At 66.2% G+C, this 13,552-nt stretch carries 7 protein-coding genes; 3 read left to right on the forward strand and 4 right to left on the reverse strand.

The features are described from left to right. Positions 1-139: 139 nt before the first annotated feature. Positions 140-2,014: an adenylate/guanylate cyclase domain-containing protein gene (locus IEV83_RS11305; protein ID WP_209003123.1), complete on the reverse strand. Its 1,875-nt coding sequence runs from the start codon at positions 2,012-2,014 to the stop codon at positions 140-142. 212 nt (positions 2,015-2,226) lie between these two features. Here IEV83_RS11305 and IEV83_RS11310 point away from each other — a divergent pair, with 212 nt between their 5' ends. The 3 genes from IEV83_RS11310 to IEV83_RS11320 all read left to right on the forward strand — a co-directional run bounded on the left by IEV83_RS11310 (position 2,227) and on the right by IEV83_RS11320 (position 8,396). Then, entirely contained in the window at positions 2,227-3,060 is an 834-nt protein-coding gene (locus IEV83_RS11310) for an alpha/beta hydrolase (RefSeq protein WP_181759138.1), read from the forward strand. Positions 3,061-3,200: 140 nt separating this feature from the next. Then, positions 3,201-5,846 (forward strand): aminopeptidase N, encoded by a 2,646-nt coding sequence (gene pepN / locus IEV83_RS11315; RefSeq protein WP_181759137.1) that lies wholly within the window; start codon positions 3,201-3,203, stop codon positions 5,844-5,846. A gap of 210 nt (positions 5,847-6,056) precedes the next feature. Beyond that, positions 6,057-8,396, forward strand: coding sequence for a PAS domain-containing sensor histidine kinase (locus IEV83_RS11320; RefSeq protein WP_181759136.1), 2,340 nt, complete (start codon positions 6,057-6,059; stop codon positions 8,394-8,396). A 58-nt stretch (positions 8,397-8,454) separates the two neighbouring features. On the opposite strand, the gene IEV83_RS11325 is transcribed toward IEV83_RS11320, so the two are convergent. Genes IEV83_RS11325 through IEV83_RS11335 form a run of 3 tightly spaced genes read right to left on the reverse strand, consistent with a single transcriptional unit; the run spans position 8,455 to position 13,508 of the window. Continuing rightward, positions 8,455-11,439 (reverse strand): bifunctional [glutamine synthetase] adenylyltransferase/[glutamine synthetase]-adenylyl-L-tyrosine phosphorylase, encoded by a 2,985-nt coding sequence (locus tag IEV83_RS11325; protein WP_244628150.1) that lies wholly within the window; start codon positions 11,437-11,439, stop codon positions 8,455-8,457. Next, positions 11,411-12,844, reverse strand: a complete 1,434-nt coding sequence (locus tag IEV83_RS11330; RefSeq protein ID WP_181759135.1) for a sensor histidine kinase — start codon at positions 12,842-12,844, stop codon at positions 11,411-11,413. Before IEV83_RS11330 ends, IEV83_RS11325 begins: the two co-directional genes overlap by 29 nt. Further along, complete coding sequence (locus IEV83_RS11335) at positions 12,828-13,508, reverse strand: response regulator transcription factor (protein WP_181759134.1); 681 nt, start codon at positions 13,506-13,508, stop codon at positions 12,828-12,830. Before IEV83_RS11335 ends, IEV83_RS11330 begins: the two co-directional genes overlap by 17 nt. Positions 13,509-13,552 lie beyond the last annotated feature (44 nt).

Consider the following 13,552-nt stretch of genomic DNA (forward strand, 5'->3'; position numbering starts at 1 on the left):
TCCATGTCTTGCAGTTGACAGCGCCCTTGCCAAGTACGGTCTTTCAACAAGGTGTCAAAAACCTGCACGGCACCGGGAAAAAACTGGCTGGATCCGGAAGACCTGCAGCCAGATAGGGAACAACACCTGGGCCCGGACCCTATTCCGCCGCGCCGACCGACGAGGCCGCGGGCAGGTCGCCAATGAGCGGCGAGGCCCTGTCATCGACCCGCCAGACCGTCACCGCACCGCTGCGCCCGCGCAGGCGATGGGTGCCCGCAGGCGAAGAGGCAATGCCCCCACCTGCCCGGCGTATGGTGTCCTCGCTGGCGAGAATCACCACCTCATCGTCGGGGCTGACGTCCCGGCCCAGCGACTGCAGCCGCTCGCACAGGTTCACCGCGTCGCCGACCACCGTGTAGTTCCAGCGATCGAGCGCGCCCACATTGCCGACCACCACCTTGCCGCTGTGAATGCCGATCCGCAGCCGCATCGGCGGCTCGCCCCGCTCAGCGCAGGCCCGGTTGTCGGCCCGAAGCGCGGCGGCCATGCCGACACACGCCCGCACCGCCGCACGGGCATGGTCGGGCCGCGCATCCGGCGCGCCCCAGAAGGCGAGCATTCCGTCGCCAATGAACTTGTCGACGGTTCCCCCTTCCCGCTCCACCGCCGCCACCAGCAGGGCGAAATGCTGGTTCAGCGCCTCGGCGGTCTCCACGGCCGTCAGGTTCTCCGACAGGGACGTGAAGCCGACAATATCGGTGAACACGAGGGTGATCTCCATCTCCCGCGCCACCATCGCCTGATCCATGCCAAGGCGCATCAGCTTGCGAAACAGCGACCGGGGCACATAGGTGTTCATTGCCCGCAAGCCGACCACCATGGCGTTGAAGGCCTGATACACCTGATTCAGCTCGCGAATGCGGCTTTGCGGCAACGGCTTGACCCGGTCGAATTCCAACGCCCCGATGTATTGCGCGCGCTTGGCAATCTCCGCCAGCGGGCGCGCGGCGCGGCGCAGCAACAGCACCGCCAGAACCAGCGCAACGACAATCGAGAGAAGCCCGACGGTCGCCGACCCGAACAGGCGCCGGATCTCGCGCGAGATGGTCGAGGCCTCGTAATACTGCCCGACGATCCACACATCCGGGCCATAGCCCTCCAGCCGCTTGGTCATCGACAGGTGGTCGGGGCCGTCGTCATGGGATTCGATGTCGCGCACGTCGACCCCCAGGGCGCTGGCCTTTTCGAAGGTCTCCATCAACTCGCCGGTCGCCAGGCCGCTCAAGACCGAATCGCCCAACTCGGAGATGGTGGCCGGAAGTGCGATCGACTTGCCGGTCAGGGCCCGCACCAGCGCCAGGTCGGAATAGGCGATCACCTCATCGCCATTGGCCAGGATGAACACCGTGGCATCGTCGCCGCCGTCGAGCTGGCGCACCGCGTTGCCGATCTCCTCCGTCGACACCGCTGCCGTCAAATACCCGGAAAGCTTGCCCTCGTTCACCAGTGGCACGGTGACATTGGCATAGAGTTCACCGCTCGCCTGCACCAGCGGCCCCCAGGTCGCGCCGGATCGGGCTGTGACCTTCGGCAGGACGTAGCGCTCGGAAATTTCCGGCACCTGTTGCCGCTGAAACGGCCAGAGCCGGCCGGTCTCGCCGCGATAGATGCCGAATTCCTCGCCGCTGACATCGGTGATCACAAGCACGTCGATCACCATGTTGGAGTAGACTGCGGCGAGCAGGGACGGTTTCAACTCCTCGAATTGATCCAGACCGATCTCACGGTTGTCGAAAAGGTTCTTCAGTTCCAGCACCGCGCCGGCGGCAAGATCGAGATGGTCGCTGACCTGCTGCGCCAAGGCATTGGTGGTCAACACCGCCTTGTCGTTCAAGAGCGAAAAGGTGTTGCGGATATTCGCGGTGACGGCAAGACCAAGCACCAGCAGCATCGACACGGTCAACAGCGCGCCGAAGGCCGTGCTGACCAGCGCGGTCATCGAAATGCCGCGCACACTTTTGGTGCCGAACATCGTCAGCCGTTTCAACATGCTTGACCGATTACCTTTCGCTCGCCCTCGCCACTGCCGGTAGCATACTCCGGTTTTCAGTCCAAACGTGATTCACTAGGGTCCAGCCCCATAACTGCGGCTGCCCCTGGCGCCCCCCGCCTCCTCCCGGCTGTACTCAATCCCCGCGAGCGGTTAAGCAGCCATGACGAGCATGCCCTGCCGCCGGAGCCACAATGACCGTGATCGACTACGAAGCAGAATACAACAACCGGGCTCTGGTGCCCGAGCATCCGTCACTGATCGAAGGATGGCGCCGGGATGCGGCCGCCTACCGCAGTGAAGCGAACGCGGAACTGGATATTTCCTACGAGCTCTCGCCGCGCGCCGCTTATGATCTGTTCCTGCCCACGGGCGGTTTGCCGTCACGTGGCGTCATCGCCCTGTTCCTGCATGGCGGCTACTGGCAGGCGCTCGACCGCAGCTTCTTCTCGCATATGGCGCGCGGCCCGGTGGCCCATGGCATCCCCACGGTGATTGGCAACTACGACCTGTGCCCGGAGGTGCGCATCGGCGACATCACCGAGGAAATCCGCCGGCTGATCGCCCATTTGTGGGAGCGCTACCGCAAGCCGGTCATCGTCTATGGCCATTCGGCCGGCGGCCATCTCACCGCCGAAATGCTGGCCACCGACTGGCGTCAGCGTGGCCTGCCGCCGCGGCTCGTGCCCGCCGGCCTTGCCATTTCCGGCCTGTTCGACCTTCAGCCGCTGGTGAGCACATCGCTCAACGCCAATCTCCGGCTCGACCGGCAGGAGGCAATCGCCGCGTCGCCGATCGCCCGGATCGCCCCGGCCGGCACCGCCCTGATCGCGGCGGTGGGCGGTGATGAATCCTCCGAATTCCTGCGGCAATCGCGGATCATCGCCGACATCTGGGGACGCGGCGGCGTCGACACCACCCTCGACATCCGCCCGGGGGAGAATCATTTCACCGTGATCGCCCCGCTGGCCGATCCGGACAGCGACCTGACCGCCGCGCTGGTGGCCCAGGCCCGGAAGGTTTGCTGAGCCTCCAATTCCCCGCCGCAAAATATGACACCGGTCAATGCGCCGCCCCGTCCTCGCCGACATCGTGGCGGTCAAGCCATTGCCAAGCGGGCGCCCCGAGCCTTCCGGGAGCACCCCGCCGCCGAAACAAGGAGCCCTTGATGCGTCCCGACACTCCCGCACCGGTTCGCCTGGAAGACTACCGGCCGACGGATTTCGCGATCGACACCGTGTCTCTCGACATTCGCCTCGCCCCGAAGGCGACCCAGGTGCGCGCGCGTCTCGCCATCCGCCGCCGCGACACCGCCGCGAAAGGCGCCCCGCTGGTGCTCGACGGCGACGAACTCGATCTTGTCAGCCTGGCGCTCGACGGCCGTCCGCTCGCCGCTGACGCGTACACCGCCGCGCCGGACCGGCTGGAGATCCGGGCTCTGCCCGACGGCCCCTTCGTGCTGGAGATCGAGACCCGCCTTGACCCGGACGCGAACACCAAGCTGATGGGGCTTTACCGCTCAAGCGGCACCTATTGCACCCAGTGCGAGGCGGAGGGCTTCCGCCGCATCACCTATTTCCTCGACCGGCCCGACTGCCTGTCGGTCTACACCACCCGCATCGAAGCGCGCGAAAGCGATGCCCCGGTGCTGCTGGGCAACGGCAACCCGGTGGAGGCCGGCCGGATCGAGGGCACGGACCGCCACTATGCGGTCTGGCACGACCCGCACCCCAAGCCTGCCTATCTGTTCGCCATGGTCGCCGGCGACCTTGCCCGGGTGTCCAACCGTTTCACCACCGCCGACGGGCGCGATGTCGCGCTCAACATCTACGTGGAGCACGGCAATGAAGGCGCCTGCGACTGGGCGATGGACAGCCTCAAGCGCTCCATGCGCTGGGATGAGGAGGTCTTCGGGCGGATCTACGATCTTGAGGTGTTCAACATCGTCGCCGTTTCCGACTTCAACATGGGCGCGATGGAGAACAAGGGGCTGAACATCTTCAACGACAAGTATGTTCTCGCCAGCCCGGACACCGCCACCGATCAGGATTACGCCGGCATCGAGGCGGTGATCGCCCATGAGTATTTCCACAACTGGACCGGCAACCGGATCACCTGCCGCGACTGGTTCCAGCTCTGCCTGAAGGAAGGGCTGACCGTCTTCCGCGATCAGGAATTTTCCTCCGACATGCGCTCGCGCCCGGTCAAGCGCATCGCCGATGTGCGGCTTCTGAAGTCGCATCAGTTCCCCGAGGATGCCGGCCCGCTCGCCCATCCGGTGCGCCCGCGGCTCTATCACGAGATCAACAACTTCTACACCGCCACCGTCTATGAGAAGGGCGCCGAGGTGGTGCGGATGCTGAAGGCTCTTCTGGGGCCAGAGGACTTCCGCGCCGGCATGGATCTGTTCTTCGAGCGGCATGACGGCGAAGCCACCACGGTGGAAGCGTTTCTCGCCTGCTTCCAGGAGGCGAGCGGCCGGGACCTTGCCCAGTTCTCCCTGTGGTACGAGCAGGCGGGCACGCCGACGCTGACGGTGGACAGCAAGTACGAGCCCGAGGCCCGGCGCTTCACCATGACGGTGCGCCAGAGCGTGCCGCCGACCCCGAAGCAATCGGCCAAGAAGCCGATGACGATCCCGCTCAAGGCGGCGCTGATCGGACCGGACGGGACGGAGATGACCGGACTGAGCGTCGCCGGCGCGGAAATGACCGGCGACACCCTGCACATTCGCAACCCCTCGCACATGATTGTCTTTTCCGACGTGCCGGCCCGTCCGGTGCCGTCCTTGCTGCGCGAGTTTTCCGCGCCCGTACACCTGAAGTCGGATCTGTCCGACGCGGACCTTCTGTTCCTCGCAGCCCGGGACACCGACCCGTTCAACCGCTGGCAGGCGTTGCAGTCGGTGGCGCTCAGCGCGCTGATCAAGGCGACCCAGGCCGCCGCCGGCCAACGGCCGATCACGGTCGATCCGGAACTGGTGGACGCGATCGGCGCCAGCATCGCCGATGACAGCCTCGACCCGGCCTTCCGCGCGCTCTGCCTGCAGTTGCCCGGCGAAACGGATCTTGCCCGCGAGATCGGCAAGGATGTCGATCCGGAGGCAATCTGCCAGGCGCGGCGGCAGGTGCGGGCGACCATCGCCGACCGACTGGCGGAGACCATGCTGGCCACCTACACGGCCATGACCAGCCCCGGGCCGTTCTCCCCCGATGCGGCGGCAAGCGGGCGCCGCGCCCTGCGCAACGTTCTGCTGGAGTATCTCAGCCACGGAACAGGTGGGCAGGATGGCACGCTGGCGCGGGCCCATTTCGATGCCGCCGACAACATGACCGACCGGGCGGCCGCGCTCGGCGTGCTCGTCCATGCCCGCCTGCCGGGACATGAGGAGGCGCTTGCCGCCTTCGCCGACCGGCATGGGCACACGCCGCTGGCGCTCGACAAGTGGTTCACCATCCAGGCCACCGCGCCCTTTGGCGATGCGCTGGACACGGTGAAGCGGCTGACGACCCACGCGGGCTTCTCGATGGGCAATCCGAACCGGGTGCGGGCGCTGATCGGCGCCTTTGCCACCGGCAACCAGAGCCAGTTCAACCGGGCCGATGGCGCCGGCTTCGACTATCTGGCCGAGGTTGTGCTTAGCCTCGACAAAACCAATCCGCAGGTGGCCGCGCGCCTTGCGTCCGCGTTCCGCTCCTGGCGCTCGCTCGAACCGGAACGGCAGGCCCGGGCGGAGGCGGCGCTGCGCCATGTAGCCGCCATGGCCGAGTTGTCGCCGGATGTGCGCGACATCGTCGACCGTTGCTTGCAATAGGCCTGACGGGCTCAATTTGACGCTGCGTCCCACTGGGTTTTGCGCCGATGCGCCAGGCCTGGTGGGATTTACCTTTGATTAACCATATTTTTCCGCGCAGACTCTAGACAAATCAGGCGAATACGATTCAAATGAAAATGATTCGAGGGCGCCCCGCGCTCACATTTGCGGCTAATTTGCGGCTTAATCGACACATCGGGAGCTACCACGATGGCGCGCGCCTTTGTCGGCACTGCGTCCGCGCGTCGATTCGCGGACTTGATCCGGAAACACCGGAACAGTAAGTCGCTGACCGGCCACATCCGTCTGCTGGCCCAGCCCGCCTATCAGCGCCTGTTGCTTGCCGAGCCGATCTTCCGCCGCACCATTCCGATCCTGTGCGTCGTCTTCGTCGCCACTCTTGCCGTCTACCGCGCGCTCATCCTGTCCTATGAGCATCAGGAGACCGACCGGCGCGCGCAGGACGACCTGACGATGATCGCCACCACCCTGGCCGCCCGTCTTAGCCTGTCCGAAACCGCGCTGCCCGAACAAGGCTTCCGCACCGCGCTGCAGGCCGAGCTTGCCGACAGCCTGCCGCCGCGCGCCACCAGTGACGCCCGCCAGATCCTCATCGCCGATCCGGATGGCAAGGTGGTTGCCAGCGCGCCGATCCGCTCCGATCTGGAAGGCATGCTTCTTGCCGACATTCTCGGCGCCGGGCAGCCACTGACCGTCTTCGGCGCCCGCGCCGGCGTCTTGACCGTCGCCACCGACACCGACGAGGAGGCCTATGCCACCGTTCACCACCTGAACGGCCGGCTCGGCATGGTGGCACTGACCCAGCCCAAGGACATGATCTTCGCCGACTGGCGCGCCAACGTCTCGGCCAATGTCACCTTGTTCGTCGGCACCGCCTCGGTGCTGCTGGTGCTGATCTACGCCTTCTTCGCCCAGGCAACCCGGGCCGAACAGGCAGACCAGATTTACGCCGCGACCCGGGCGCGCATCGACCTGGCCTTGAGCCGGGGACGCTGCGGCCTGTTCGATTGGGACCTGTCGCGCGGCCGCATTTTCTGGTCGGCCTCGCTCTATGAAATGCTCGGCATGCCGGCGCGGGACGACATTCTCGGGTTTGCCGAGATTTCCGCCCTCACCCACCCGGATGACGTCGATCTCTACAAGCTGGCGGAGAGCCTGCTGGAGACCGGCGAGACCACCGTCGACCAGATGTTCCGCATGCGCCATGCCAATGGAGAATGGGTCTGGCTGCGGGCCCGGGCGGAGGTGCAGAGCGAGCCGGGCATTTCCGAGCCGCATCTGATCGGTATCTGCATCGACGTGACCGAGCAGAAGCAGCTCGCCGAGCAGAGCCGCACCGCGGACCTGCGCCTGCGCGATGCGATCGAGACGATTTCCGAGGCCTTCGTGCTGTGGGACACGGAAAACCGGCTGGTGATGTGCAACTCCAACTACCAGACCCTGCACAACCTTCCGAACGCGGCGATCCGCGCCGGAACGCCCTATGCCCAGGTCATGGCCTCCGCCCGCCAGACCGTGGTTTCGGCGAGCCCGACCATCGGCAGCGACGGCAGCGATCCCTCCTCCAGCTACGAGGCCCAGCTCGCCGACGGCCGCTGGCTGCAGATTTCCGAGCGGCGCACCAAGGATGGCGGCTTTGTCTCCGTCGGCACCGACATCACCGCCCTGAAGCGGCATGAGGAAAAGCTGATGGAGAGCGAACGCCGCCTGATGGCGACGGTCGCCGACCTGCGCCAGTCGCGGCAGAAGCTTGAGGTTCAGGCACAGCAACTGGTCGAGCTTGCCGAGAAATACTCCGAGGAGAAGACCAAGGCCGAGGAAGCCAATCAGGCGAAGTCCGAATTCCTCGCCAACATCTCACACGAACTGCGCACGCCGCTGAACGCCATCATCGGCTTTTCCGAGATCATGGATCAGGGCATGTTCGGCCCGCTCGGCTCCGACAAGTACCGGGAATACTGCACCGACATTCACGACAGCGGCCGCTACCTCCTGAATGTGATCAACGACATTCTCGACATGTCGAAGATCGAAGCCGGCCGCATGGAGCTGAAGCGTGAGGAGGTCGACCTCGTCAGCATCGCCGCCGATGCGACCCGCATCATCTCCGCCGCTGCTGCGGAAAAGACCATCACCGTGGAGCGTCAGACCGAGGACGACCTCGCCCTTGTCGGCGACCGCCGGGCGATCAAGCAGGTGTTGTTGAACCTGCTCGCCAATGCGGTGAAATTCACTCCGGATGGCGGCTCCGTCACCCTCGACGCCCGCCGCGATGCTGACGGCAAGGCGGTCACGGTGACCATCTCCGACAATGGCATCGGCATCCGCCAGACCGATATCGCCCGGCTCGCCAAGCCGTTCGTCCAGGTCGAGAACCAGTTCACCAAGACCCACAAGGGCTCGGGTCTCGGCCTTGCCATCGCCCAGTCGCTGGTGAAGATGCACGGCGGCGACATGGTCATCCAGTCGGAAGTCGGCAAGGGCACGCGCGTGACCGTCTCCCTGCCGGTCCACCCGCAGGACGCCTGAGGCGTCCGGCCGCGCGTCCCGCCAATCAGCCGCACTTCCAGACCAGCCAATCGCCAGTTCAGCCGGTCGCCTCCTTCTCCGCTTTCACCGGACCGACGATCCGCTCGAAACAGGCGCGGACATCGCCTTGCATTTCCGCCAGGCGATGTTCCTGATGGGCGAAATCCGGTGCCTCGCCGGCATGGACCAGAAGATCGCGCACGCCCTTGGGCACCTCTTCAGCCTTGAACCGGCCTTCCAGCGCCAGTCGCTGCACCTGGGTCAACGCATGATAGGTACGGCCGGCCGGCAGCAGCACCTCCGCATCCTCCGGCGCGAGGAACCCGGACCGCAGGCAGCGCTCCAGCGCGGTTTCGGTGGTCTGTGACAGGATGCCGGGATCCGCGGCGCCGTGCACCAGTTGCAGGAACTGGGCAATGAACTCAATGTCGACCAGCCCACCGGCGACCTGCTTCAGGTCCCAGATGTCCTTGCTGCCCTTCTCCGCCTCGATCCGGGCACGCATGGCCGCCACCTCGCCGGCCACCGCCGCACGGTCGCGCGGTCGGGCCAGCGTCTCGCGAATGGTGGCCTCGATCCGGGACTGGAACGCCGGCGTGGACGCGCAGATCACCCGGGCGCGGGTCAGCGCCATGTGCTCCCATGTCCAGGCATCCTTGACCTGGTAGGCCTCGAAGGCGGAAAGGCGGGTGGCAAGCGGCCCGGCATTGCCGGAGGGGCGCAACCGGAAATCCACTTCGTAAAGCCGCCCTTCGGCGGTGGGCGCGGAGAGCGCCGCCACTAGCCGCTGGGTCAGGCGAATGAAGTATTGGCCCGGTGCCATCGGCCGCTTGCCGTCGGTCGCGGTCACCGCCTCGTCATGCTCGTAAAGCAGGATCAGATCGAGATCGGAGGAGGCGGTCATCTCCCGCCCGCCGAGCTTGCCCATGGCCAGCACCGCCCAGTCCGCGCCGGGCAGACGTCCGTGGTTCTCCGCCACATGGTCGATCACATGCGGCAACAGGCCGGCGACGATCTGCTCGGCCAGCCGGGCCAGCGCCTCGCCCACCTGATTGGGAGTGAGGGTATCGGAGAGAAGCCGCAGGCCGATCAGGAACTGTTGTTCCTGGGCGAAGATCCGCGCCCGGTCGAGCGCATCCTCGTAGAAACGAGCCAGCGTCAGGGTCCGCTCCAGACCGGCGGCGAATTCCGGCGAGGTCGGCATTGCCCCGAAAAACGCCGGATCCAGCACCGCGTCGAGCACATGCACCCGCCGCGACACCACTTCGGCCAGGCGCGGCGCCGCGCCCATCACCGTCGCCAGCAGCTTCAGGAGTTGCGGATTGGAGCGCAGCAGGGAGAAGAGCTGCACACCGGCTGGCAGTTTCGACAGGAAGCCATCGAAGGCAAGCAGTGCCTGATCGGCATTGTCGGTGCCTGCCAGTGCGTCAAGCAGCACCGGATGCAGCTCGGTGAGCCGTTCGCGGGCCTTGGACGAGCGCACCGCCGGATAGCGGCCGAAATGCCAGGCGCGGATGATCCGCGCCGCCTCGCGCGGGCGCTTGTAGCCGAGCCGCGACAGGGTCTCCAGCGTGTCCGGGTCGTCGTCGTCGCCGGTGAACACCAGATTGCCGAGTTCGGAGGCCAGCTCCGGCTCGTTCTCGAACAGGGCCGAATAATGGGTCTGCACCGTCGACAACTCAGCACGCAGCGCCGTTTCGAAACTCGCCAGATCGGTAAAGCCCATCAGCCGCGCCACCCGCATCCGCTCGGCCTCGTCGGCGGGAAGGATGTGGGTCTGCTCGTCGTTCAGCATCTGGATGCGGTGTTCCACATGGCGCAGGAACACATAGGCGGCCGTCAGCTCATCCCGGGTTTCGCCGGAAATCCACTCCAGCTCCGCCAGCGTGGCCAGTGTCTCCAGCGTGCGCTTGCCGCGCAGCTCCGTGATCCGTCCACCGGCGATCAATTGCTGGGTCTGGGCGAAGAACTCCACCTCGCGGATACCGCCGCGCCCGAGCTTGACGTTATGGCCGGCAACCGCGATCTGGCCATGGCCCTTGTGCACATGGATCTGGCGCTTGATCGAATGCACATCGGCAATCGAGGCATAGTCGAGATACTTGCGCCAGATGAACGGGGCAATCTCCTTCAGGAATGCCTCGCCCGCCGGCACATCGCCGGCGCAGGCCCGCGCCTTGATCAGCGCCGCCCGCTCCCAGTTCTGCCCCAGGCTCTCGTAGTAAACGAGCGCTGCCGGGATCGACATGGCCAGCGGCGTGGCACCCGGGTCCGGCCGCAGCCTGAGATCGGTGCGGAAGACGTAGCCCTCCGCCGTGCGGTCGCCCATGATCTTGACCAAGCGCTTGGTCAGCCGGACGAACTCCACCGGCGCCTCGGCACCGCCAGTGATCGGCGCATGCTCGGGGTCGTAGAGCACGATCAGGTCGATGTCGGAGGAGTAATTCAGTTCGAAGGCGCCGTATTTGCCCATGGCAAGGGCAACGAAACCGCACCCTTTTTCCGGCCGATCCGGGTCGGTCGGGGCGAAGCGGCCGCGCCGTTCAAGATCCCACAGGCAAAAGCGGATCGCGGCGGTCAGCGCCGCATCGGCGAAGCCGCTGAGCGCGGCGGTCACCGCCGTCAGGTCGAGCGCCCCGCCGATATCGGCCAGCCCAAGGGTCAGCGCCAGATCCTTCTTCAGCGCGCGCAGGCGCGCCATCAGATCCGCTTCCTCCTCGCAGCGCAGCGCGTCCGCCGCCGCGATCAGTGCCCGGACGCGCTCGGCCGGCACGCTGGTGAGGACCTCCCCGAGCCGCTGCGGATCGGAACAGGCAAGATCGCGCAGGTATGGCGCGTTCGACAGCACGCCCCCGAGGAAGGCTTCCGCTTTCCGTCGGCTTTCGTCGCCGTCCAGCATGGCCAGCGCCGGCTCCAGATCGGCAAGGGTCGCCTCGGCCACCGCCGCGTCCCGCGCCTCTGGCAGGACGGTCAGCGCCGCCATCAAGGGCGCCGTCGCACCCGCACCTTGCGTCTCATCCACCATCTCCAAGGCCACCTTCATTCCCCTGCTTTCGCGCCTTCGCCTTGCCCAGCGGCAGCTCCAGCACCGCCCTCAACCCCGGCGCGGCGTCCTCCAACACCAGCTGTCCACCGTGCAGCCGCGCCACCGCGTTGACGAGGCTGAGCCCCAGTCCGGACCCTGGCAGGTTCCGGCTGGCCTCCAGCCGGACGAACCGCTGCACCGCCCGCGCCCGATCGGCCGCGCCGATCCCCGGGCCGTGATCACGCACCGACAGCCGCACACCGTCGCCAGACCGCGTCACCGCCAGTGTCACCTTTAGCGGATCCGCCCCCTGCGGCGTACCGTATTTCAACGCATTCTCGATCAGATTGATCACCGCCTGAACCAGAAGCTCGCGATTTCCATGCAGAGCCAGGCCGGACGCGGCCTCCACGGTGAGGCTGCCGCCCACATCCTCCACCACGGGGGCGTAGAGTTCCGCCACCTCGGCGACAAGCGCGCCCGCATCGAGATCAACGAGCGCCGCATCGGAGGAGCCCGCCTCGATCCGTGCGATCCGCAGAAGCGCATCGAAGGTGCGGATCAGGCCATCGCAATCCTCAATGGTGCGGGACAGGGCATCATCACTTGGCGCGCCCTCCCCGCCCTGGCGCATCGCCTCCTCCAGCCTGTTGCGCATCCGCGTCAGCGGCGTCTTCAGGTCATGGGCGATGTTGTCGGAGACTTCCTTCAGCCCCTGCATCAGCGCCTCGATGCGCTCCAGCATGGCGTTGAGGCTGACCGCCAGCCGGTCGAACTCATCGCCGCTGCCATCGACCGGCAACCGCTCCGACAGATCCCCTTGCATGATCCGCTGGCCGGTGGCCGACATGGCGTCTATGCGTTTCAGCACCCGGCGGCTGACGAACACCCAGGTCACCAGCCCAAGCGCGGCGATCACGAACAACCAGAAGCGCATGGCCTCGGACAGAAGATCGCGAAAGAACTGATGCTCGCGCAGGTCGCGGCCGACCAGCAGGCGGAAACCGCCGCTGAGCTGGAATACGCGGACGAAGGCCTCACGCTTGGCACCGCCGCCGAACGGCGCATAGGAGACCCGCTGCAACTCACCGCTTTCGCCGGCGAAGACGCGCTCGCCAAACCCTTCCACATTGCCCGCCAGCACGTTGCCGGCGAAATCCGTGACCAGATAGAGGCTTGCACCGGGCTGACGGGCGCGCGCGTCGATGGTGGCGACGAGACCGCGAATGCCGCCGGTGCGGTAGCGCTCGGCCAGACCGGAGATTTCCGCATCGACCGTTTCCACCACCTGCTCATGCAGCAGCGAGGCGGTGTTCTGGGAGAGGTAGACGATCACCGCACCGGAGGCGAGCGTCAGCGCCGCCAGATAGATCAGCGCCAGCTTGAACGCGGTGGTGCGGAACAGCTTACCGAGAGACGTCACGGATCGTGTACCCGGCGCCTCGGATGGTGTGCAGCAGCGGTTTGTCGAAGTCCTTGTCGATCTTGCCCCGCAGCCGCGAGATATGCACGTCGATTACATTGGTTTGCGGGTCGAAGTGATACTCCCACACATGCTCCAGCAGCATGGTCCGGGTCACCACCTGGCCAGCGTTCTGCATCAGGTATTCCAGCAGCTTGAACTCACGCGGCTGCAAGGGAATGTCGCGTCCGCCGCGCGAGACGGTGTGGCCCAGCCGGTCCAGCACCAGATCGCCGACGGTGTAGCGGGTTTCCACCTCCTGCTGGCGCGGCCTGCGGCCAAGCGCCTCCACCCGGGCGAGCAGCTCGGAGAAGGCATAGGGCTTGGGCAGGTAATCGTCGCCGCCCGCGCGCAGGCCGGTCACCCGGTCATCGACCTGGGCCAGCGCCGACAGCACCAGCACCGGGGTGTGATTGCCTTCGCCGCGCAAGGTGGAGATCACCGACAGGCCATCGCGCTTGGGCAACATCCGGTCGACCACCAGAACGTCATAGGGTGCGGTCGCGGCCAGCTCGTAGCCCGCCTCGCCATCGGCGGCATGGTCGACCACATGCCCCGCTTCGCGCAGGGCCTTGGCCAGATAATTGGCCGCTTCGACATCGTCTTCGACAATCAGAATACGCATGATGGTCTGGCAATCACCGTCGCTGGCAGGATGGACATGAACGG

It is taken from the genome of Stappia taiwanensis (genome assembly GCF_014635285.1).
Classification (GTDB): domain Bacteria; phylum Pseudomonadota; class Alphaproteobacteria; order Rhizobiales; family Stappiaceae; genus Stappia; species Stappia taiwanensis.